Origin of the sequence: Streptomyces sp. SID8374, from assembly GCF_009865135.1 — a bacterium.
In the GTDB taxonomy this organism is placed as follows: Bacteria; Actinomycetota; Actinomycetes; order Streptomycetales; family Streptomycetaceae; genus Streptomyces.
Genome location: NZ_WWGH01000001.1, coordinates 2,118,633 through 2,141,226, shown reverse-complemented (window position 1 = coordinate 2,141,226; position 22,594 = coordinate 2,118,633). Strand labels below are relative to the sequence as shown.

The 22,594-nt window shown below is 71.4% G+C and carries 13 protein-coding genes and 1 pseudogene; all 14 read left to right on the top strand.

Annotated features, from left to right (window positions below):
• Nucleotides 1-59: 59 nt before the first annotated feature.
• The 14 genes and pseudogenes from ndk to GTY67_RS09505 all read left to right on the top strand — a co-directional run bounded on the left by ndk (nucleotide 60) and on the right by GTY67_RS09505 (nucleotide 22,578).
• Nucleotides 60-473, top strand: coding sequence for a nucleoside-diphosphate kinase (gene ndk / locus GTY67_RS09570; RefSeq protein WP_093687256.1), 414 nt, complete (start codon nucleotides 60-62; stop codon nucleotides 471-473).
• Between the two features lie 288 nt (nucleotides 474-761).
• Nucleotides 762-1,782, top strand: a pseudogene (locus GTY67_RS09565) (rod shape-determining protein).
• A 169-nt stretch (nucleotides 1,783-1,951) separates the two neighbouring features.
• A complete protein-coding gene (mreC, locus tag GTY67_RS09560; RefSeq protein WP_093687260.1) occupies nucleotides 1,952-2,992 on the top strand; it encodes a rod shape-determining protein MreC in 1,041 nt (346 codons plus the stop codon).
• 11 nt (nucleotides 2,993-3,003) lie between these two features.
• Nucleotides 3,004-3,669, top strand: a complete 666-nt coding sequence (mreD, locus tag GTY67_RS09555; RefSeq protein WP_093687262.1) for a rod shape-determining protein MreD — start codon at nucleotides 3,004-3,006, stop codon at nucleotides 3,667-3,669.
• Between the two features lie 99 nt (nucleotides 3,670-3,768).
• Nucleotides 3,769-5,988: a penicillin-binding protein 2 gene (mrdA, locus tag GTY67_RS09550; RefSeq protein ID WP_161278378.1), complete on the top strand. Its 2,220-nt coding sequence runs from the start codon at nucleotides 3,769-3,771 to the stop codon at nucleotides 5,986-5,988.
• Nucleotides 5,988-7,181, top strand: a complete 1,194-nt coding sequence (rodA, locus tag GTY67_RS09545; RefSeq protein ID WP_093687266.1) for a rod shape-determining protein RodA — start codon at nucleotides 5,988-5,990, stop codon at nucleotides 7,179-7,181. The genes mrdA and rodA overlap by 1 nt, the downstream gene beginning before the upstream one ends.
• Before the next feature lie 25 nt (nucleotides 7,182-7,206).
• Nucleotides 7,207-8,733, top strand: a complete 1,527-nt coding sequence (locus tag GTY67_RS09540) for a CYTH and CHAD domain-containing protein (RefSeq protein WP_161278377.1) — start codon at nucleotides 7,207-7,209, stop codon at nucleotides 8,731-8,733.
• Nucleotides 8,734-8,785: 52 nt separating this feature from the next.
• Complete coding sequence (locus tag GTY67_RS09535) at nucleotides 8,786-10,714, top strand: TIGR03960 family B12-binding radical SAM protein (RefSeq protein WP_161278376.1); 1,929 nt, start codon at nucleotides 8,786-8,788, stop codon at nucleotides 10,712-10,714.
• A 66-nt stretch (nucleotides 10,715-10,780) separates the two neighbouring features.
• The gene (locus tag GTY67_RS09530) at nucleotides 10,781-12,022 is read left to right on the top strand and encodes a hypothetical protein (protein WP_161278375.1); all 1,242 of its coding nucleotides are present in this window, start codon (nucleotides 10,781-10,783) and stop codon (nucleotides 12,020-12,022) included.
• Between the two features lie 124 nt (nucleotides 12,023-12,146).
• Nucleotides 12,147-12,926, top strand: a complete 780-nt coding sequence (locus tag GTY67_RS09525; RefSeq protein WP_093687274.1) for a TIGR03936 family radical SAM-associated protein — start codon at nucleotides 12,147-12,149, stop codon at nucleotides 12,924-12,926.
• 230 nt (nucleotides 12,927-13,156) lie between these two features.
• Nucleotides 13,157-17,398 carry an Rne/Rng family ribonuclease gene (locus tag GTY67_RS09520; RefSeq protein WP_161278374.1) on the top strand — a complete coding sequence of 1,414 codons (4,242 nt, stop codon included), beginning with the start codon at nucleotides 13,157-13,159 and terminating at the stop codon, nucleotides 17,396-17,398.
• A gap of 344 nt (nucleotides 17,399-17,742) precedes the next feature.
• A complete protein-coding gene (locus tag GTY67_RS09515) occupies nucleotides 17,743-18,861 on the top strand; it encodes a DegT/DnrJ/EryC1/StrS family aminotransferase (protein WP_093693239.1) in 1,119 nt (372 codons plus the stop codon).
• Complete coding sequence (locus GTY67_RS09510) at nucleotides 18,858-19,868, top strand: Gfo/Idh/MocA family oxidoreductase (protein WP_161278373.1); 1,011 nt, start codon at nucleotides 18,858-18,860, stop codon at nucleotides 19,866-19,868. Before GTY67_RS09515 ends, GTY67_RS09510 begins: the two co-directional genes overlap by 4 nt.
• 115 nt (nucleotides 19,869-19,983) lie before the next feature.
• Entirely contained in the window at nucleotides 19,984-22,578 is a 2,595-nt protein-coding gene (locus GTY67_RS09505; RefSeq protein ID WP_161278372.1) for a glycosyltransferase, read from the top strand.
• The last annotated feature ends 16 nt before the right edge of the window (nucleotides 22,579-22,594 follow it).

The following is a 22,594-nucleotide window of genomic DNA, read 5'->3' as shown; positions in this document are numbered from 1 at the left end:
TGTCCCGTACCCCTGTAATCTCGCCTCACCGCACCCGTAGTGTCTGCAAGGAGCCGCACATGACCCAGCGCACCCTCGTCCTGCTCAAGCCCGACGCGGTCCGCCGCGGCCTGATCGGCGAGATCGTCGGCCGGATCGAGCGCAAGGCGGACTGGCGGATCACCGCGCTGGAGCTGCGCACCCTGGACCACGACACGCTGGAGCAGCACTACGGCGAGCACAAGGGCCGTCCGTTCTACGAGCCGCTCATGGAGTTCATGGCCTCCGGCCCCGTCGTCGCCCTGGTGGCCGAAGGTGAGCGGGTCATCGAGGGCATCCGCGCCCTGGCCGGCCCCACCGACCCGATCGCCGCCGCGCCCGGGTCGATCCGCGGTGACTTCGGCACGATCACCCGGGAGAACCTCATCCACGCCTCGGACTCGCAGGAGTCCGCAGAGCGAGAACTGAAGCTTTTCTTTCCGGGACTTTCCTGACCCGATCGGCCAAACAGCGCTGCCTGCCTGGGGCGACCGAAGTAATTCGGTCGCCCTTCGGCATAGGGTTCGGGTTCGCGGGAACGCATCCCTCCGACGTAACGTCACCATGGGTAGGACGGGCACCCGTTCCGCCCACACCGGCGAAGGACCCTCGCGCTGTGTCCGTGCATACGGCACTACGATGGAAGCTTCCACGCCCGCAGCGCCAACCTCGCCTACCAGAACAAGCCATCTTCGCTACCTGGGAAGGCCCGACGCATCCTCATGGGGAACAAGGGGAACTCAATGTCGTTCATCGGCCGTGACATGGCTATCGACCTCGGGACTGCCAACACGCTGGTGTACGTCAGGGGGGCGCGGCATCGTTCTGAACGAGCCGTCCGTCGTGGCCATCAACACCAACACCGGCGGAATCCTGGCGGTCGGCTCCGAGGCCAAGAAGATGATCGGGCGCACGCCCGGCAACATCGTTGCCGTGCGGCCCCTGAAGGACGGCGTGATCGCCGACTTCGAGATCACGGAGCGCATGCTCCGCTACTTCATCCTCAAGATCCACAAGCGCCGCTACCTGGCCCGCCCCCGGGTCGTCGTCTGCGTGCCCTCCGGCATCACCGGGGTGGAGCGCCGCGCCGTCATCGAGGCATCGACGCAGGCCGGCGCGCGCCAGGTGCACATCATCGAGGAGCCCATGGCCGCGGCCATCGGCTCCGGCCTGCCGGTCCACGAGGCCACCGGCAACATGGTCGTCGACATCGGTGGCGGCACCACCGAGGTCGCGGTGATCTCGCTCGGCGGGATCGTCACCGCCCAGTCGATCCGGACCGCCGGTGACGAGCTGGACAACGCGATCATCCAGCACATCAAGAAGGAGTATTCGCTCCTCCTCGGTGAGCGGACCGCCGAACAGATCAAGATCACGATCGGTTCGGCGTACGACATGGACAAGGACGAGCACACCGAGATCCGCGGCCGCGACCTGGTCTCCGGGCTGCCCAAGACGGTCGTCATCTCGGCCGCCGAGGTCCGCAAGGCGATCGAGGAGCCGGTCAACGCGATCGTCGACGCGGTGAAGACGACCCTCGACAAGTGCCCGCCCGAGCTCTCCGGCGACATCATGGACCGCGGCATCGTCCTCACGGGCGGCGGCGCACTGCTCCGCGGCCTGGACGAGCGGCTCCGCCGCGAGACGGGCATGCCGATCCACATCGCCGAGGACCCGCTGGACTCCGTGGCGCTCGGCTCCGGCAAGTGCGTCGAGGAGTTCGAGGCGCTCCAGCAGGTGCTGGACGCCCAGCCCCGCCGGTAGGACAGACACGACACCACCCGATCCGGCGCGCGGACGCTGCGGCTCCGCCCGCCGGATCGTTGATATAGATCGTTGCTGTACAGGTACGGCAGCACACGGGTGCTGACGTCACGACAGCCACGTACACACAGGCACGAACATTCCGACGAGGAAGGCACGGCCGCCGCACGTGAGGGACACACGAGAGAGCCGGCTGCTCCTGGTGCTGCTGATCGCCATCGCATTCGCCCTGATCACGGTGGATATCCGAGGCGGCGAAGGCTCACCGGTCGACGGCGCACGGCATGCCGCGGCCACGGTCTTCGGACCCGTGGAGAACGGCGTCGCGGCGGCGGTCGACCCGGTGGGCAACGCCATAGGGGCGGTACGGGACTCCGGCAAACGGCACGACCGGATCTCTGCCCTGGAGCAGGAGAACGCCGCGCTGAAGGCCAAGCTCGGCAGCGACGACCGCACCAACAGCCGCGTCCGCCAGCTGGACGCCATGCTGAAGAACGCGGGCGCCGGACAGTACGGCATCAAGGGCGCCGAGGTCATCGCCATAGGGGCGGCCCAGGGCTTCTCCTGGACGATCACCATCGACGCCGGGGCGAACGACGGCATCCGCCGCGACATGACCGTGCTCAACGGTGAGGGGCTGGTCGGGCGGGTCACCACCGTCGGCCCCAGCACCTCCACGGTCCTGCTCGCCAACGACCCGGACTTCACCGTCGGCACCCGGATGGAGAAGACCGACGAGCTCGGCTTCGCCACCGGCCAGGGCTCGCGCCCGCTCTCGGTCCAGTTCCTCAACGGCAAGGCCAAGGTGAAGGCGGGCGACCGGCTCGTCACCTTCGGCTCCAGCAAGGACAAGCCCTTCGTGCCCGGGGTCCCCGTCGGCGAGGTCGTCCGCGTCGACCCCTCGGGCGGCGCGCTCACCCGGACCGTCTATGTGAAGCCGTACGTCGGGTTCACCAAACTCGACATCGTCGGCGTCGTCGTCCAGGCCCCGCGCTCCGACCCCCGCGACGCCGTCCTGCCCAAGCAGCCCGTCAAGACGAAGCCCAAGCCGACCCCCACGGTCACCGTCACCGTCCAGCCCAACGGCGACCTCGTCGACGGCTCGGGCAAGGTCGTCGGCAACATCAACGAGAAGCCGGGGGACGGTGAAGCCGCCGGCGACCAGCAGGGCAACGGCCAACCCGACAACGCGGCAAACGACCAGGAGTAGAGCTGATCCCTATGCGCCTCAACCGGACTCTGCTCTCCACCGCCCTGGTCGTCGTCGCCCTCGTCGTCCAGGTCTCCGTCCTCGCCCGCCTCCAGCTCCCCGGCGCCGTCCCCGACCTGCTGCTCCTCACCGTCCTCGGACTCGCCTTCGTGTACGGGCCGGTCAGCGGCTCCCTCATCGGCTTCGGCGCGGGCCTCCTCGCCGACCTCGCACCCCCCGCCGACCACGCCGCCGGACGCTACGCCCTGGTGCTCTGCGTCATCGGCTACCTCGCGGGCCTCGCCCGGCCGGAGAACGGGCAGCTCAAGTCGGCCTTCGCCCCGATGGCCGTGGTGGTCGCCGCCGCGCTCGGGTCGACCCTGATGTACGCGGGCGTCGGCGCCCTCGTCGGCGACACGGCCGCCCGCCACGTGGGCCTGGGCAGCCTGCTGCTCACCGCCCTCGTCTACGACCTGCTGCTGGCGCCCTTCACCGTGCCGCTGATCATGGCGCTGGCCAGACGCACCGAGAACGACCCGCTCTCCGAGGCGTCCGGCGGCTCCAACGACGTCGCCGCGGGCTGGCTCGCCTCGGGTACCGGGCTGCGCATCGGCAACCAGCGCGGCGGCCTGCGCATGAAGGCCGCCCGCAGCCGCGCCGCCCGCGCGGGCCGCATCAAGGGGGTCAAGCGACTGTGAAGCCGTACGCGACGAAGGACACCGGGGGCACCGCGTGAGGCCGCATCTCCCGGGGGACGGCCCCCGTACCCCCAGCCGGACCACCACCGGGGGCACCCAGTGAGCAACATTCCCGAGACCGGACGGACCCAGCGGGTCCAGATCCGGCTCATCGTCATCCAGGTCCTCGTCTTCTCCCTGCTGCTCACCCTCGGCGGCCGCCTCTGGTACCTCCAGATCCGCAACGGCGACGAGTACACCGCCGAAGCGGCCGGCAACGGCGTACAGCAGGTCGTCCAGCCCGCCGTGCGCGGGTCGATCCTCGACGCGCGCGGCGTACCGCTCGCCGACAACGAGACCCGGCTCGTCGTCTCCGCGAGCCGCACCGAGCTGCTGAAGATGAAGGACGACGGCGTCGGCGTCCTCACCCGGCTCGCCGAGGTCCTGGACATGAAGCCCCAGGACGTGCGGGACAAGGTCCGCCTCTGCGACGCCAAGACCCCCCAGCCCTGCTGGAACGGCTCGCCCTACCAGCCGATCCCGGTCACCGACGAGGCCACCACCCAGCAGGCCCTCCAGATCCGCGAGCGCGCCGAGGACTTCCCCGGCATCACCGCCGAACCCACCGCCGTACGCCGCTACGCCGCACCCGGCAAGGCGAAGACCGCGCAGGTCCTCGGCTATCTGTCGCCCGTCACCGACGAGGAGATCCAGAAGGCGAAGGACGGCCCCTCGCCGTATCTGCGCTCGGACCAGGTCGGCCGCTCGGGCCTGGAGCGGACGTACGACAAGGAGCTGCGCGGCAAGGCGGGCGTCACCCGCTACGAGGTCGACAACCTCGGCCGCGTCATGGGCGAGGCGGAGAACGACCCGGCGGTGCCCGGCTCCAACCTCGTCACCAGCCTCGACGCCCGGGTCCAGGCGGTCGCCGAGTACGAGCTGGCGCAGGCGATGAAGACCGTCCGCCAGGAGACCGACAAGATCACCGGCCGCAAGTACGAGGCCGACTCCGGCGCCGTCGTCGTCATGGAGTCCAAGACCGGCCGGATCGTCTCGATGGCCTCCCAGCCCGACTACGACCCCAACGACTGGGTCGGCGGCATCTCCGGCAAGCAGTACGCCAAGCTCACCAGCAAGAAGTCCAACTACCCGCTGCTCAACCGGGGCATCCAGGGCCAGGCGCCCGCCGGCTCCATCTTCAAGGTGGTCTCCGCGAGCGCCGCCGTGCGCGGCGGCCACGCCTTCGACGACCGCTACGAGTGCAGCAGCTCCTACAGCCTCGGCAGCCAGACCTTCGCCAACTTCGAGTCCCAGGGGCACGGCCCCATCACCCTCGGGGACGCGCTCAAGTATTCGTGCAACACCGTCTTCTACCGCCTCGGCCACGAGGAGTGGGTCAAGGACGGCGGCATAAAGCCGAAGAAGGACGCCAAGAACTGGTTCTACACGACCGCCCGTGACTTCGGCCTCGGCGCCGAGACCGGCATCGACCTGCCCAACGAGGTCAAGGGCCGCATCCCGGACCGCAAGTGGAAGCAGGACTTCTGGAAGGCGAACAAGGACGCCTGGTGCAAGGAGGGCAAGAAGGGCGGCACGTACGTGCAGCAGATCGCGTACGAGAGCTGCCTGGAGGGCAACCAGCTCAAGGCCTACGACAGCATCAACTACGCCATCGGCCAGGGTGACGTCCTCGTCACCCCCATCCAGATGGCCACCGCCTACGCCGCCATCAGCAACGGCGGCACCCTGCACGCGCCCACCGTCGGCAAGGCCGTGATCAGCCCGGACGGCAAGTCGGTCCAGGAGATCAAGCCCAGGACCACCGGCAAGCTGCCCGTCAACGCCCAGACCATCAAGGACCTCGACAAGGGGCTGCGTTCGGTCGTGGAGCCCGGCGGCACCGCCGCCTGGCGGTTCGGCGGCTGGCCGCAGGACAAGATCCCGATGCGCGCCAAGACCGGCACCGCGCAGGTCTACGGCAAGCAGACCACCTCGTGGTTCGCCACCTACACCGACGACTTCACCATCGTCATGACGATCTCCCAGGGCGGCACCGGCTCCGGCGCCTCCGGGCCCGCCGTCCGCAAGATCTACGACGCGCTCTACGGCCTCGACGCCGAGGGCAACCAGGATGTGAAGAAGGCCCTGCTGCCCAAGCCCCAGAGGGCGCTGCCGAAGGTCCAGCCCGACGGATCGATCCACGCCCCGAAGATCAAGCCGTACAACCCCGTCCCGACGCAGCCCGAAGGCCAGGAGGCCGACCCCGAGAACCTGATCCCGCAGCCCCCGGGCCAGCCGGGACTCACCGGATCACCGGCGATGACCGGGAGGCGGCCCTGATGGCAGGTGGATTCTCCGTCTCCCGGTACGCCCCCGAGCGGGGCTCCTGGGCCAAGCTGACCGCCCGCGACTCCCTCGCGCGGCGGCTGGACTGGCCGCTGCTGGGAGCCGCGCTCGCGCTCTCCTTCCTCGGCTCGCTGCTCGTGTGGTCCGCGACCCGCAACCGCGACCACCTCACCCAGGGCGACCCGTACTTCTTCCTCCTCCGGCACGCCCTCAACACCGGCATCGGCCTGGCCCTGATGATCGGCACGATCTGGCTCGGCCACCGCACCCTGCGCGGGGCCGTCCCGGTCCTCTACGGCATCTCGGTGCTGCTGGTCCTCGCCGTCCTCACCCCGCTCGGCACCACCGTCAACGGCGCCCACGCGTGGATCAAGCTCCCGGCCGGATTCTCGATCCAGCCCTCCGAGTTCACCAAGATCACCATCATCCTCGGGATGGCGATGCTGCTCGCCGCCCGCGTCGACGCGGGCGACCAGGCCCACCCCGACCACCGGACCGTCGCCAAGGCGCTCGGCATCGCGGCCGTCCCGATGGCCGTCGTCATGCTGATGCCGGACCTCGGCTCGGTGATGGTGATGGCCGTCATCGTCCTCGGCGTCCTGCTGGCCTCCGGCGCCTCCAACCGCTGGGTCTTCGGCCTGCTCGGCGCGGGGGCGGCGGGAGCCGTCTCGGTCTGGCAGCTCGGGCTGCTGGACGACTACCAGATCGCCCGCTTCGCCGCCTTCGCCAACCCGGCACTCGACCCGGCCGGCGTCGGCTACAACACCAACCAGGCCCGGATCGCGATCGGCTCCGGCGGCCTCTTCGGCACCGGGCTCTTCCAGGGCACCCAGACCACCGGCCAGTTCGTCCCCGAGCAGCAGACGGACTTCGTCTTCACGGTCGCCGGTGAGGAGCTGGGCTTCCTCGGCGCCGGGCTGATCATCGCCCTGCTCGGTGTCGTCCTGTGGCGAGCCTGCCGGATCGCCCGCGAGACGACCGAGCTGTACGGCACGGTCGTCGCCGCCGGAATCATCGCCTGGTTCGCCTTCCAGTCCTTCGAGAACATCGGCATGACGCTCGGCATCATGCCGGTGGCCGGTCTGCCGCTGCCCTTCGTCTCCTACGGAGGGTCCTCGATGTTCGCCGTCTGGGTCGCCATCGGGCTGTTGCAGTCGATCAGGGTGCAGCGGCCGATGTCTGCCTGAACCCGATGGGGGTAGGTGTCCGTATATGGCGGACACCAAGCGCGAGATCGAGCGGAAGTACGAAGCCACCGACGCCACCCGGCTGCCCGACCTGAGCCGGGTGGCCGGGGTCGGCCGGGTCGTCGAGCGCGGCGTCACGGAGCTGGACGCCGTCTACCACGACACCGCCGACCTCCGCCTCGCCGCCGGCTCCCTCACCCTGCGCCGCAGGACCGGCGGGGCCGACGAGGGCTGGCACCTGAAGTTCCCCGTCGCCACCGGCATCCGAGACGAACTCCACGAACCGCTGGCCGACACCCTGCCGCGCTCCTTCGCGGCCCTGCTCCGCTCGCGCCTCCGCCACAGCGAACCGGCCCCCGTCGTCCGCCTGCTCACCTCCCGTGACGTCCAGCACCTCACGGACGACGACGGCACCCTCCTCGCCGAGGTCAGCGTCGACACCGTCTGCGCCGAACGGCTGGCGGGGGAGGGGACCGGGGCCACCACCACCTGGACCGAGATCGAGGTGGAGCTGGCCGACGACGGCGACCCCGCCTTCCTGGACGCGGTCGAGAAGCGGCTCCGCAAGGCCGGGGTGCGCCCCTCGGGGTCGTCGTCGAAGCTGGCCAGGGCGCTGGCGGAGACGGCTCCCGTACGCGAGGAGAAGAGGCGGACGGAGGAGGACCCGCACACCGCGGGCGACCACGTCCTCGCCTACGTACGCAAGCAGATCGACACGATCGTCCGCCTCGACCCCGCCGTCCGCCGCGACCTGCCCGACTCCGTGCACAAGATGCGCGTGGCGACCCGCAGGTTGCGCAGCGCCTTCAAGACGTACCGCAAGATCCTGGACCGCGGGGTCACCGATCCCATCGGCGCCGAGCTCAAGTGGCTCGCCGGTGAACTGGGCGTCGACCGCGACCAGGAGGTCCTCGACAAGCGCCTCGGCGACCGCACCGAGGCCCTCCCCGCCACCCTGGTCCTCGGCCCGGTCCGCGGCCGCCTCCAGGTCTGGTCGGCCGCCCGCCGCACCGGATCGCGCCGCAGGATCATCGACGTACTGGACGGGAAGCGGTATCTCGCCCTCCTCGACACCCTGGACGCGCTCAGCGCCGACCCGCCTCTTCGCCCCGCCGCCTCCCGGGCCCCCCAGAAGGCCCTGCCGCGCGCGGTGCTCAAGGACTACGAGAAGCTCGCGCGCCGCATGGACCACGCCCTGGAGCACCCGCCGGGCCCCGAGCGGGACACCGCGATGCACGAGGCCCGCAAGGCCGCCAAGCGCGCCCGGTACGCGGGCGACGCGGCCAAGCCCGCCCTAGGAAAGCCCGCCAAGCGGTTCGCCAAGCGGGTGAAGGCCGTGCAGTCCCTCCTCGGCGACCACCAGGACAGCGTGGTGGCCCGCGAGGCCCTGCGCACCCTCGCGATCCAGTCCCACGAGGCCGGGGAGACCACGTTCACCTGGGGACTTCTGTACGGGCACGAGGAGGCCACCGCCGAGGCCCGGGAGCGCGAGCTGCCCGAGGTGTGGGCCCGCGCCTCCGACCCCGTACTCCGGGCGGATCTGAAGCACTGAGCCGCGCGGTACGCTGGATGGTCACCCCAGCCGGCTCACGAAGGTTCGCGAGATGTCTGCCGCATCGGTCTTCCCACAGCTCGAAGCTCTGCTCCCGCATGTGCAGAAGCCCATCCAGTACGTCGGCGGTGAGCTGAACTCCACCGTCAAGGACTGGGAGAGCTGCGACGTCCGCTGGACCCTGATGTACCCCGACGCCTACGAGGTCGGGCTGCCCAACCAGGGCGTCATGATCCTCTACGAGGTGCTGAACGAGCGCGAGGGCGTCCTCGCCGAGCGCACGTACAGCGTCTGGCCCGACCTCGAAGAGCTGATGCGCGAGCACGACGTGCCGCAGTTCACCGTGGACAGCCACCGCCCCGTCGGCGCCTTCGACGTCTTCGGGCTGAGCTTCTCCACCGAGCTCGGCTACACCAACATGCTCACCGCCCTGGACCTGGCGGGCATCCCGCTGGAGGCCAAGGACCGCACGGTGGACCACCCGATCGTCCTCGCGGGCGGCCACGCGGCCTTCAACCCCGAGCCGATCGCGGAGTTCATCGACTGCGCGGTCATCGGCGACGGCGAGCAGGCCGTCCTGGAGATCACCGAGATCATCCGGGCCTGGAAGGCCGAGGGCCGCCCCGGCGGCCGCGACGAGGTGCTCTTCCGGCTCTCGAAGACCGGTGGCGTCTACGTCCCGCGTTTCTACGACGTCGAGTACCTCCCCGACGGCCGCATCGGCCGCGTCGTGCCCAACCGGTCCGGCGTGCCGTGGCGCGTCTCCAAGCACACCGTCATGGACCTCGACGAGTGGCCCTACCCCAAGCAGCCCCTCGTCCCGCTCGCGGAGACCGTGCACGAGCGGATGTCCGTGGAGATCTTCCGCGGCTGCACCCGCGGCTGCCGTTTCTGCCAGGCCGGCATGATCACGCGCCCCGTGCGGGAGCGAAGCATCACCGGCATCGGCGAAATGGTCGACAAGGGCCTCAAGGCGACCGGCTTCGAAGAGGTCGGCCTGCTCTCCCTCTCCTCCGCGGACCACAGCGAGATCGGCGACATCGCCAAGGGTCTCGCCGACCGCTACACCGACGACAAGGTGGGCCTCTCGCTGCCCTCCACCCGCGTCGACGCGTTCAACGTGGACCTGGCCAACGAGTTGACCCGCAACGGCCGCCGCTCCGGTCTCACCTTCGCTCCCGAGGGCGGCTCCGAGCGGATGCGCAAGGTCATCAACAAGATGGTCTCGGAGGAGGACCTGATCCGGACGGTGGCCACCGCCTACGGCAACGGCTGGCGCCAGGTGAAGCTGTACTTCATGTGCGGCCTGCCGACCGAGACCGACGAGGACGTCCTCCAGATCGGTGACATGGCGGTCAACGTCATCGCCAAGGGCCGCGAGGTCTCCGGCCAGAACGACATCCGCTGCACCGTCTCCATCGGCGGCTTCGTGCCCAAGCCGCACACGCCCTTCCAGTGGGCCCCGCAGCTGAGCGCCGAGGACACCGACGCCCGGCTGAAGAAGCTCCGGGACAAGATCCGCGGCGACAAGAAGTACGGCCGCTCCATCGGCTTCCGCTACCACGACGGCAAGCCCGGCATCGTCGAGGGCCTGCTCTCGCGCGGCGACCGGCGCGTCGGCTCCGTCATCCGCGCGGTCTACGAGTCCGGCGGCCGCTTCGACGGCTGGCGCGAGCACTTCAGCTACGACCTCTGGATGACCTGCGCCGAGAAGACGCTGCCCGACTTCGGGGTCGACGTCGACTGGTATACCACCCGCGAGCGCACCTACGAGGAGGTCCTGCCCTGGGACCACCTCGACTCCGGCCTGGACAAGGACTGGCTCTGGGAGGACTGGCAGGACGCACTCGACGAGACCGAGGTCGAGGACTGCCGCTGGACCCCCTGCTTCGACTGCGGCGTCTGCCCGCAGCTGGACCTGGACATCCAGATCGGCCCGACGGGCAAGAAGCTGCTCCCGCTGAGCGTGGTGAACAAGTAGCGCGTCGCTGACACTCCGTAGGCCCGGTCCGGCAACCCCGGAGCGGGCCTACGCGTCATTGAGGGCATGGACGCCAGCGAGCACCAGGACATGGACCGGTACGAGCCCGACACCGCCCTGACCAGGCTGATCAGGATCCCCGTGCGCATCGTGGTGCTGGTCGTGGTCCTGCCCGTCCGCATGGTCTGGGACCTGCTGGCCGCAGGCTGGCACGCCTTCGACCGGACCCTGCTCCGCCCGCTGGGCCGGGGCCTGGCCTGGCTGGCCGACACCCTGCTCCTGACCCCGTTGGCCTGGCTGTTCACCAAGGTCCTCACCCCGCTGGCCCTGGCCGTCACCTGGCTCGCGACGGCCGTGTTCATCTGGCCGTGGATCGGCCTGTGGCGGTACGTGGTCGTCCCGGTGGCGAAGTACGGGGTCGCGGTGCCGGTGGGGTGGCTGTACGCGAACCTCCTCACCCCGCTCGGCCACGGTGCGGCCCGGCTGTGCGGGAAGGCGGGCCAGGGCGTCGCCTGGCTGGTCACCACGCTGGTCGTCGCTCCTGCGGGGGGCCTGTGGCGGCATGTGCTCGTCCCGGCGGCGCGGTACGGCGTGGTCGTGCCGCTGGTGTGGCTGTACGGGGCCGTCCTCACCCCGGTCGGCCGGGGAACGGCCTGGGTGCTGGACCGGGTGTGGCGGGGCACGGCGTGGGTGTCCGAGATCGTCTGGCGGGGCACCGCCTGGGTCTCCGGGAAGGTCTGGCAGGGCGCGGCCTGGTTCTTCCGCGGGGTCTGGACGGGCCTCGCCGCCATCGGGCACGGGCTCTGGGCCGCCGTCATCTGGCTGGTCCTGACGCTGCTCGTGGCCCCCGCCTCCTGGCTGTACCGCCGCGTCCTCGCCCCGGTCGGCCGGGAGATCGCGGAGGCCGCCGAGGTCGCCTGGCGGATCGCCGGGTACCTCTCCCGGGCGGTGGGCCGGGGCATCGCCTGGCTGTTCCGGCACCTGGTCGGCGTACCGGTGGCCTGGGCCTACCGCACGGTGTGCACCCCGGTCGGCCACTTCGTACGGGACGCCCTCTGGGCCCCCGCCCGGCGCGCCGCCGCCGAGGCGGGCCGCGCCGCCCGTTCCGCCCTCGCCACCGCCCGCGAAACCGTGCGGCAGGCGCGCCGCGACGCCTGGCGCGCACTGGTCGGCGGAACGGCCGGCGCGCGGTCCGGGGAACCGCTGGGGGTGCCTGCGCGTACTCTGGGTAGTACAACGACTGTCCCCAGCGCGGCGCAGGCGTCCGAGACCTCCCTGCTGAGCGAGAAACTCGTCAAGCAGGGGTGAGCCGGAGCGGCACCCCGGGGACCACCCCGTATTTCGTGGGCGGCGCTCCACCGCGCCCGCCCCGCACCGAGGAGAAGAACCACTGGGCAAGCGACAGCCCGAAGGCCCGCCGCCCGCACCGGCAGTGCAGCGCATCCGTTTGCGCTACACCAAGCGCGGCCGCCTCCGGTTCACCAGTCACCGCGACTTCCAGCGGGCCTTCGAGCGGGCACTGCGCCGCTCCGAGGTGCCGATGGCGTACTCGGCGGGCTTCACCCCGCACCCCAAGGTCTCCTACGCCAATGCCGCCCCCACCGGCACGGGCAGCGAGGCCGAGTTCCTGGAGATCGCCCTCACCGAGGCGCGCGACCCCGACCTCCTGCGCGAGCTGCTGGACAGCTCGCTGCCGGACGGTCTCGACATCACCGACGCGGTGGAGGCCCGGACCTCGGGCCTGGCCGAGCGGCTGACCGCCTCCGTCTGGGAGCTGCGCCTGGACGGCGTCGACCCCGACGAGGCGCGCAGAGCCGTCGACGCGTTCAACGCCGCCGAGAGCGTCGAGGTCCAGCGCAAGGCGAAGAACGGCATCCGCACCTTCGACGCCCGCTCCGCCGTCGCCGACCTCCAGGCCCTCGATCCCCCGGCTGATAGGCCGGGGGACAAGCCCTGTGCGATACTGCGGCTGGTTGTTCGGCACGTGACACCTGCCGTGCGACCCGACGACGTCCTGTCCGGTCTCCGCGCTGTGGCCGACCTGGCGCCGCCGGTCCCCGCAGCGGTGACCCGGCTGGCGCAGGGGCTCTTCGACGAGGAGTCCGGCACGGTGACCGACCCGCTCGCGCCCGACCGCGAGGCCGCCCCGACCGCACATCCCGCGGTCGCAGCAGCCGTCGCGACGGCGCCGGAAGGTGCAGGTTCCGCGTAAGGCGGTCGTTGTAGCGCAGCCCTCCGACTCGGGAGCCACCTGGGTCGGGCCGCGCACTGACCCATAAGACTTTCGCCAGGCCGTCCGCAACACCGCGGACGGAACCGGCGAGCCAGACATCAGCTCCCGTGCGGCGCCCGCGCCCCGGACGAGCGGTCTCGCACCACTGCGGACCGTGCCGGACCGGAAACAGACGCGGCGCCCGGGAGCGCGACGGGAGAACCGCCCGCATGCCTCAGCCGAACGAACCCGCTTCCAACGGGAACAACGAAGAGAACACCCCCGGCGACAAGCTGCCGCCGCGCCGCAGGCGCCGCGCCGCTTCCCGCCCGGCCGGCCCGCCCGGCGCGGCCGTGACCCCGGCCGCCGAGACCGCCGTGGTGGAGACGCAGGCCCCCGTGGCCGAGGAGACGGCCCCCGAGCCGGCTCCCGAGACCGCACCCCCCGCCCGTACGCGCCGCCGTGCCGTGCGCAAGGCGACCGCGCCCGCAGGCGCTCCGGAGACCGCCGAGGTGGTCGCCGAGGTCGTCGAGACCCCCGCTCCGGTGGCCGAGGCGCCGGTCGCGGAGTCTGCCCAGCCCGCCGAGGAGGCCCCGGCGCCGCGTACCCGCCGCCGCGCGGTCCGCAAGGCGACCGCTCCGGCCGGTGCCCCGCAGGCCGCCGAGGTCGTGGAGGTCGTCGAGACCCCGGCCGAGCCCCTCACGGAGGAGACCGAGGAGGAAGAGGAGCCCGCGGCCGAGGTCGCCCCGGAGCCCGCCGCCCCGCGCCGCCGCCGTGCCTCCCGCAAGGCCACCTCGCCCGCCGGTGCCCCGCAGGCCACCGAGGCCGCTGTCGTGGTCGAACCGGTCGCGCCCGCCGAGCCCGTGGCCGAGGCTGTCGTGGCCGAGGCCGTTGAGCCCGCCGCGCCCGCCGCCGAGGCCCCGCGTGGCCGTACCCGCCGCCGTGCTTCCGCCCCGGCCGGTGCCCCGCAGGCCGCCGCGCCGGAAGCCGCCACGGACGCGGTGGACGAGCCCGCGCCCGCCGTTGAAGCCCAGCCCGCCGAGGAGGCCCCGGCGCCGCGCAGCCGCCGCCGTGCCTCCCGTAAGGCCACCGCGCCCGCCGGCGCCCCCCAGGCCGGTGAGACGGCCGAGCCGGTCGCTTCCGCCTCCGCCTCCGTCGAGGAGACCGTGGAGGCCGTCGAGGCCGCCGAGAGCCTGCCCGCCGCCGTGGCCGAGGAGCTCGCCGCCGAGGTGGAGGAGGTCGAGGAGGCCGCGCCGCGCGGACGCCAGCGCCGCCGGGCCACCGCTGCCGCGGGCCGCCCCGAGTTCACCGCCAGGACCGAGGAGCCGACCCGCAAGGGCCGCCGCGCCGCGCGCCCCGCCGTCGCCGTGTTCCAGGCCCCGGTCTTCGCCGAGCCGATGTTCCAGACCCCGGAGACGGCGGCCGCCGCCGCTGCCGCGGCCGGTTCCTCCTCCGCGTACGACGAGGTCGACGAGGCCCAGGAGCCGACCGCCGAGACCGCACAGGCCCCCGCGCCCGCCGAGGCCGCACCGCAGGGCGGCTCGCGCCGCCGTCGCCGACGCCGTGGTGAGGCAGCCGAGGCCGAGCAGGCCGCCGCGCCCGCCGCCCCGGTGGAGGCCCCCGCCGAGCAGCAGCCCGCCGAGGAGGCCCCCGAGGCCGAGGCGGACGAGCACGAGGGCGAGGACACCGACGAGTACGGCGACCGACCCTCGCGCCGCCGCCGTCGCGGTGGCCGCCGTCGCCGTCGTGGCGAGGCCGGCGACACGGACGAGGCCGAGCAGCACGCCGACGAGGCGCCCGCCCCGTCCCGCTCCGAGGACACCCGCGCCGAGGCCGAGCAGGCCCAAGCCCAGGACACCGACGAGGAGGAGGACGAGGACAACGACTCCTCGGCCTCCGGTTCGAGCAGCAGCCGGCGTCGCCGCCGTCGCCGTCGCCGCAGCGGTGAGGGCGCGGCCGAGGCCGACAACGGCACGGACGACCCGGAGCGTACGGTCGTCAAGGTCCGCGAGCCCCGCAAGAAGGAGGCCGAGCGCGAGCCCGGCACCGGCTTCGACGAGGTCCAGTCCATCAAGGGCTCCACCCGCATGGAGGCGAAGAAGCAGCGCCGCCGTGAGGGCCGCGAGCAGGGCCGCCGCCGCGTCCCGATCATCACCGAGGCGGAGTTCCTCGCACGCCGCGAGGCCGTGGAGCGTGTGATGGTCGTCCGCCAGAGCGGCGAGCGCACCCAGATCGGCGTCCTCGAGGACAACGTGCTCGTGGAGCACTACGTCAACAAGGAGCAGGCCACCAGCTACGTCGGCAACGTCTACCTGGGCAAGGTGCAGAACGTCCTGCCCTCCATGGAGGCCGCGTTCGTCGACATCGGCAAGGGCCGCAACGCCGTCCTGTACGCCGGTGAGGTCAACTTCGAGGCGCTCGGCATGGCCCACGGACCGCGCCGTATCGAGACCGCGCTCAAGTCCGGCCAGTCGGTCCTGGTCCAGGTGACCAAGGACCCGATCGGCCACAAGGGCGCCCGCCTCACCAGCCAGGTCTCGCTGCCCGGCCGCTACCTCGTCTATGTGCCCGAGGGCTCCATGACCGGGATCAGCCGCAAGCTGCCCGACACCGAGCGCTCCCGCCTCAAGACCATCCTCAAGAAGATCGTCCCCGAGGACGCGGGCGTCATCGTGCGCACCGCCGCCGAGGGCGCGAGCGAGGACGAGCTGCGCCGTGACGTCGAGAGGCTCCAGGGGCAGTGGGAGGAGATCCAGAAGAAGGCGAAGGGCACCAGCGGCTCCAACGCGCCGACGCTGCTCTACGGCGAGCCGGACATGACCGTCCGGGTCGTCCGCGACATCTTCAACGAGGACTTCTCCAAGGTCATCGTCAGCGGTGACGACGCGTGGGAGACCATCCACGGTTACGTCTCGCATGTGGCGCCCGACCTCACCGAGCGGCTCTCCCGCTGGACCTCCGAGGTCGACGTCTTCGCGACGTACCGCATCGACGAGCAGCTGATGAAGGCGCTGGACCGCAAGGTCTACCTGCCCAGCGGCGGTTCGCTGGTGATCGACAAGACCGAGGCGATGGTCGTCGTCGACGTCAACACCGGCAAGTTCACCGGCCAGGGCGGCAACCTGGAGGAGACCGTCACCAGGAACAACCTGGAGGCGGCCGAGGAGATCGTGCGCCAGCTGCGGCTGCGCGACCTCGGCGGCATCGTCGTCGTCGACTTCATCGACATGGTGCTGGAGTCCAACCGGGACCTCGTGCTGCGGCGTCTGCTGGAGTGCCTGGGCCGCGACCGCACCAAGCACCAGGTCGCCGAGGTCACCTCGCTCGGCCTGGTCCAGATGACCCGCAAGCGGGTGGGCCAGGGTCTGCTGGAGTCCTTCTCCGAGACCTGCGTCCACTGCAACGGGCGCGGTGTGATCGTCCACATGGAGCAGCCGACGTCCACCGGTGGCGGCGGCGGTTCCAAGAAGTCCAAGAAGCGCCGTGGCGGCGCGGGACAGGACCACGAGCACGGTCACGAGCAGGACCACGGCCACGAGGACCACGCGGCCGAGCCCGTCGAGACCGAGTCCGAGGCCGAGCTGGCCGCCGAGGTCGCCGCCCCGGTGTCCCTGGCGGACCTGGAGCCGGCCGCCGACGAGGAGTTCTACAGCAGCCCGGCCGAGGCCGAGGCGGCCGCCGGGCGTGGCCGTGGCCGCCGCCGGGCGTCCCGCAAGGCGTCGGCCCCGGCCGGTGCCCCGAGGACCGAGGCCCCCGCCCCGGTGGCCGAGGCGCCCGCTCCCGCCGCCGAGCCGGAGCCGGTCGCACCGGTGGTCGACACGCCCGAGCCGGAGGCTCCCGCCGTGACTCCGGTCACCCAGGAGGCCCCCGAGGCGGCCGAGGCCGCACCGCAGGGCCGTACGCGTCGTCGCGCCACCCGTAAGGCGTCCGCCCCGGCGGGTTCGCCGAAGTCGGCCGAGCCGGCGGAGCCGGTCCAGCCGGCCGAGCCCGGCACCGACCCGGTCGCCGTGGAGGACCCGGTCGTCGAGGCGCCCGCCGAGCCCGCCCCCGTACAGGAGGCTCCTGAGGCGGAGGCCCCCAAGGAGGCCGCACCGCCGAGGGCCCGTCGCCGGGTGACCCGTAAGGTCACCGCTCCGGCGGGTTCGCCCACCGGTTCCGAGGAGGCGGCCGTCGTGGTCGTGGAGTCGGCGTCCGAGGCGAAGGCCCCGGAAGCCACCGCCCCGGAGACCGAGGCCGCCGCGTCCGACGAAGCGGCCCCGGCGAAGAAGACGGCCCGCAAGGCCGCCGCCAAGAAGGCTCCGGCGAAGAAGGCGGTGGCCAAGAAGACGGCCGCCAAGAAGACCGCCGCGAAGAAGACGACGGCGAAGACGACCGCGAAGAAGGCGACGAAGAAGACCGTCGCCGCCGAGCAGTCGTCGCCTTCCGTGACCGCTTCGGCCTCGTCCACCGACGGTGAATCGTCGGCCGGATGACGTACCTGACACCGAATCCGTAATCGGTCGTTCATTGTCCGTGGCCCGCTCCGATACATTCGGGGCGGGCCACGGGCTTTGTTTCAGAACTGATGCAGTGACCGGTTAACGGGCCCGAAATGGGATGAGAAATCCCTGATAATGTGACGGCGGTTGCTGGGCTGTCAGGATTCTTCACAGAAAACTACAACCGGTGACCGGCCCGGTGAACGACAGGCCGGACCAGATTCCTCGGCAGGGCGTCGGCATCGCGCCGGTGGGGTTTCGCGCGGCCTCGTAAGACGTCCCGCACCCCAAGAGCTCTGCCCTGTAACGAGCTCTTGCGGTGTTCAAGGAGGACGTCCATGACGAGCATCAACGAGCAGCCGATCCCTGCTGCCCGTCCGGTCATCGGGGAAGACGAGATCGAGGCCGCCGTACGCGTGCTGCGCAGCGGCCGGGTCGTGCAGGGGCCCGAGGTCGCGGCCTTCGAGGAGGGCTTCTCCCGGCTGGTCGACGGCAGGCACTGCGTCGCCGTCAACTCCGGTACCTCGGCCCTGCATCTGCTGCTCCTGGCGCTGGGGATCGGCCCCGGCGACGAGGTGATCGTCCCCTCGTTCTCCTTCGCGGCCTCCGCCAACGCGGTCCGCCTGGTCGGCGCCGACGCGGTCTTCGCCGACATCGAGCCGGGCAGCTTCGGCCTCGACCCGGCAGCCGTCGAAGCCGCGATCACCCCGCGCACCGCCGCGATCATGCCGGTCCACCTCTACGGCCACCCCGCCGCGATGGACAAGCTCATGCCGATCGCCGAGAAGCACCGTCTCGCCGTGGTCGAGGACGCCTGCCAGGCCCACACGGCGGCGCTGAACGGCACCCCGGTCGGCGCGTTCGGCGCGGGCGGCACGTTCAGCTTCTACCCGACCAAGAACATGCACTCCCTGGAGGGCGGCATGGTCTCCACGGCCGACGCCGAACTCGCCCGTACGCTGCGCCTCCTGCGCAACCAGGGCATGGAGCAGCGGTACGCCAACGAGATCGTCGGCGCCAACATGCGGATGACCGACGTGAACGCGGCCGTCGGCCGTGTCCAGCTCGCCAAGGTCGAGGGCTGGACCGAGCAGCGCCGCGCCAACGCCGCCTACCTCGACGCCAACATCACCGCCCCGAGCGTCACCCTGCCGCCGGTCGCCGAGGGCGCCCGGCACATCTACCACCAGTACACCGTGCGGATCCGGGGCGACCGGGACGCCGCGATGGCCAAGCTCACCGAGGCGGGCATCGGCAACGCGGTCTACTACCCGACCCCGATCCACCGCCTCAAGCCCTACTGGGAGCCGGACCAGAAGGCGGGCCGCACCTGGGACCTGCCCGAGACCGAGAAGGCGGCCGCCGAGGTCGTCTCGCTCCCCGTCCACCCCTCGCTCACCCAGAACGACCTGGAGCGCATCGTGACCGCCGTGAACTCCCTGGGGGAGAACCTGTGAGCGCCGTACTGAAGGCCGGGCTCATCGGCCTCGGCTCCATGGGCCGCCACCACGCCCGCATCCTCGCCGGACTGGAGGGCGTGGAGCTGGTCGGCGTCGTCGACCCGATGGGCGACAAGAACGGCTGGGCGCAGGGTGCCCCCGTGCTGTCCACCGTCGAGGAACTCATCGGCCTGGGCATCGACTACGCCGTCGTCGCCTGCCCCACCGGCCTACACGAGGAGGTCGGCCTCCAGCTCGCCGACGCCGGTGTCTGCGCCCTGATCGAGAAGCCGCTCGCGGACACCGTCGAGGGCGCCCGCCGCCTCGTCGAGGCGTTCGAGTCCCGCGACCTGGTCGCGGGCGTCGGCCACATCGAACGCTGCAACCCGGCCCTGCTCTCGCTCCGCGCCCGCCTGGAGGCCGGCGAGCTGGGCGACGTCTACCAGGTCGTCACCCGCCGCCAGGGCCCCTTCCCGCACCGCATCGCCGATGTCGGCGTGGTCAAGGACCTCGCCACCCACGACATCGACCTGACGGGCTGGGTCACCGGCCGGACGTACACCTCGATCGCCGCCCACACCGTCTCCAAGTCGGGCCGCCCGCACGAGGACATGGTCTCCGCCGTCGGCCAGCTCTCCGACGGCACGATGGTCAACCACCTGGTCAACTGGCTGAGCCCGCTCAAGGAGCGGTTCACCTCGGTCACCGGCGAGCGCGGCTGCTTCATCGCCGACACCCTCACCGCCGACCTCACCTTCCACTCCAACGCCGCGGTCACCACCGAGTGGGAGGCGCTGCGCGCCTTCCGCGGGGTCTCCGAGGGCGACATGATCCGTTACGCCATCCCCAAGCGCGAGCCGTTGCTTGTCGAGCACGAGCTCTTCCGCGACGCTGTACAGGGCAAGCCCGCCGACATCTGCACCTTGCGCCAGGGGCTGCGGACGGTCGAGGTGGCCGCCGCGGTCATCGAGTCGGCGACCCGGGGCGTGACCGTACGGCCCGAAGCCATCAGCACCACCCCCTGAGACTCGGCACGACAGGCCGGTTGCCCGGCGACACGGTGTGCCGCTGACGTTCCGGGCGGGGGGCTTCGCAGGCCCCCCGCCCGGACCCGCCTGCTTTCACTGGAGGAAGCACGTAATGGAATCCCCTGCCCGCCGCCCGCGGCTCGCAGTGATCGTCGCGAATGGTGTCGCGGGCGACTCCCGGGTGCAGAAGACGGCTGTCGCCGCGGCCCGGGACGGTTGGGACGTCACCCTGATAGGGCGGAGCGCCACCAAGCGGGTCGTGCGCTCCAGGATGGGCCCGATCGACGTGATCAAGGTGCCCGTCACCAATGAGTTCAAGCGCTCGGTGAACGGGCGCAGGGCCCGTCCGCTGCGCGGCTCGGTGACGCAGTTCGGTATCCGGGACCAGAACGAGCTGAACCGGTACCAGGCCTCCTACCGCGCATGGGTCCGCCAGAAGTCCGCGGAGTCGGCCTGGGCGAAGGGGCCCCGGAAGGCGTCCCTGAAGACCGTGCTGCGGGCCCGCCGCGCCCTCCACCAGCTGCGCGTGCGCGCGTTCAACTGGGAGGAACGGCGCAACGAGACGCCCAAGGATCCCGCTCCGGTCCGTGACTGGGCCCGTGACTGGCCACAGCTCGTCGACATCGACCTGGCCTTCGGCCCGGTGCTGGAGAAGCTCAAGCCGGACGTCATCCACGCCAACGACGCCACCACCATCGTCACCGCCGCCCGCAGCGCGGCCCGGCTGCGTGCGGCCGGAAACCGCTGTGTCTGGATCTACGACGCGCACGAGTACGTCCGGGGTGTCGAATGGCCCAACCGCCGCCAGGCCTACGCCTTCCCGGCGGCCGAGGACGAGTTCATCGGGCGCGCCGACGCGGTCGTCACGGTCTCCAGCCAGCTCGCCGAACTCCTCACCACCGACCACAAGCTCGCCCGCCCCCCCGTGGTGGTGGGCAACTCACCGGTGCGTGAGGTGATCGGCTCCGGCCGCTCCGGGCTGTCGGTCCGCGAGTCCTGCGGCCTGGACCCCGACGTGCCGCTGATGGTCTATTCCGGCTGGCTCGGTCCCGAGCGCGGGGTGGACGCCGTCATCGACGGGCTCCCCGAGCTGCCCGGCGTACACCTGGCGATCGTCTCCAGCCGGGTCACCCCGCTGCTGGAGGAGCTGCTGGAGACGGCGCGGTCGCTCGGCGTGCGGGATCGCATCCACCTCGTGCCGTACGTGCTCCAGCACGAGGTCGCCGACTACCTCTCTTCCGCCGACGTGGGCCTCACCCCGTTCCGCCGGGTGCCCAACTGCGAGGTCTCACTGCCCACCAAGGTGGCCGAGTACCTGCAGGCCGGGCTCCCGCTGGTCACCAGCGACGTGCGGGTCATCAAGGCCTACGTCGAGGAGAAGGGGCTCGGTACGGTCTTCACCTGGGACGACCCGAAGACCTTCGTGGCCGCCGCCCGGGACGCGCTGAGCAGGCGCCGGGAGCTGGCCGGGCACATCACCGAGGACGTGCTCAAAGACCTCTCCTGGGAGCAGCAGAGCGCCGCCCTGCTGGAGCTCTACCGTTCGCTGTCGAAGAAGACGCCGCCCGGCCCGCGCACGGACGTGCCGTGGACCGTGCAGGAGACCCCCGGGCTCAACCGCCCGGTGAAGACCTCGGGCGAGGGCACCGAGCCGACCTGGCGGAAGCTGGGGCCGACCCGGATCAAGCTCGGTCTCGGCCCGGCCAACTACGCCGGGCAGGGCGCCGCGTTCGCCCAGGCGCTCACCCAGGCCAACCCGGACGTCTCGGTCGAAGTCGTCATGAACCAGCTTCCCCAGTCGTTCGACTACCCCGCCGACGTCTACGTCGACGCCGCGAGCCTCGCCGAACTCGACGTACAGCTGGAGCAGGTCAAGCGGGTTATCGGCCGCTACACCCATGTGCTGGTCGACGCGTTCCAGCCGCTCTTCGGCCAGCTCAACGGCAACTCGATCCAGGGTGACCTCGCCGCGCTGCGCAAGGCCCGGATCAAGGTGGCCCTGCTGGCCCACGGCAGCGAGATCCGGGACCCGGCCCGCCACCTGGAGCGCCACGAGTTCTCCCTCTTCCGCGACGCCCCCGAGGGAATAGCGGAGAAGCTCCAGACGAAGGCCCGCAACAATCTCAAGATCGCCGAGAGAAGCGGACTGCCGCTCTTCGTCACCACGCCCGACCTGCTGGAGGACCTGCCGACCGCGCAGTGGGCGCCCTTGGTGGTCGACGTGGCCTCCTGGTCCGACGACCGGCCGGTGATGGAGCGGGAGCGGCCCATCGTGCTGCACGCTCCCTCCAAGCGGTGGACCAAGGGCACCGACCGGATCATGCCGGTGCTGACGGAGCTCCACGACAAGGGAGTGATCGACTTCCGGCTCGCCGAGGGGGTCCCCTGGAGCGAGATGCAGGAGCTGGTCAAGTCGGCGGACCTGGTCCTGGACCAGTTCACCACCGGCAGTTACGGCACCTTCGCGGTGGAGGCGATGGCGGCGGGCAAACCTGTGGTCGGCTACATCAGTGAAACGGTGAGGACGGCCACACAGGGCCAGCTGCCCATCGTCAACGCCACCCCCGACACCCTCCGTGAGGTGCTGGGCGCCCTGCTGGAGGACCGGGAGGGCACAGCCGCGATCGGGCGGGCGTCGGTCGAGTTCGCCCACACCTACCATGACGGAGCCTGGACCGCCCAGGTGCTGGGTGGATTCCTGAAGTGAACGGTCCAGAAAGGCT

What these genes read in the sequence shown, in the direction of transcription:
- GTY67_RS09540 (WP_161278377.1), top strand. Translation starts at nt 7,207, where the DNA reads ATGGCGGACACCAAGCGCGAGATCGAGCGGAAGTACGAAGCCACCGAC.
- GTY67_RS09515 (WP_093693239.1), top strand. Translation starts at nt 17,743, where the DNA reads ATGACGAGCATCAACGAGCAGCCGATCCCTGCTGCCCGTCCGGTCATC.
- GTY67_RS09505 (WP_161278372.1), top strand. Translation starts at nt 19,984, where the DNA reads ATGGAATCCCCTGCCCGCCGCCCGCGGCTCGCAGTGATCGTCGCGAAT.
- GTY67_RS09530 (WP_161278375.1), top strand. Translation starts at nt 10,781, where the DNA reads ATGGACGCCAGCGAGCACCAGGACATGGACCGGTACGAGCCCGACACC.
- GTY67_RS09520 (WP_161278374.1), top strand. Translation starts at nt 13,157, where the DNA reads ATGCCTCAGCCGAACGAACCCGCTTCCAACGGGAACAACGAAGAGAAC.
- GTY67_RS09535 (WP_161278376.1), top strand. Translation starts at nt 8,786, where the DNA reads ATGTCTGCCGCATCGGTCTTCCCACAGCTCGAAGCTCTGCTCCCGCAT.
- mreD (WP_093687262.1), top strand. Translation starts at nt 3,004, where the DNA reads ATGCGCCTCAACCGGACTCTGCTCTCCACCGCCCTGGTCGTCGTCGCC.
- ndk (WP_093687256.1), top strand. Translation starts at nt 60, where the DNA reads ATGACCCAGCGCACCCTCGTCCTGCTCAAGCCCGACGCGGTCCGCCGC.
- rodA (WP_093687266.1), top strand. Translation starts at nt 5,988, where the DNA reads ATGGCAGGTGGATTCTCCGTCTCCCGGTACGCCCCCGAGCGGGGCTCC.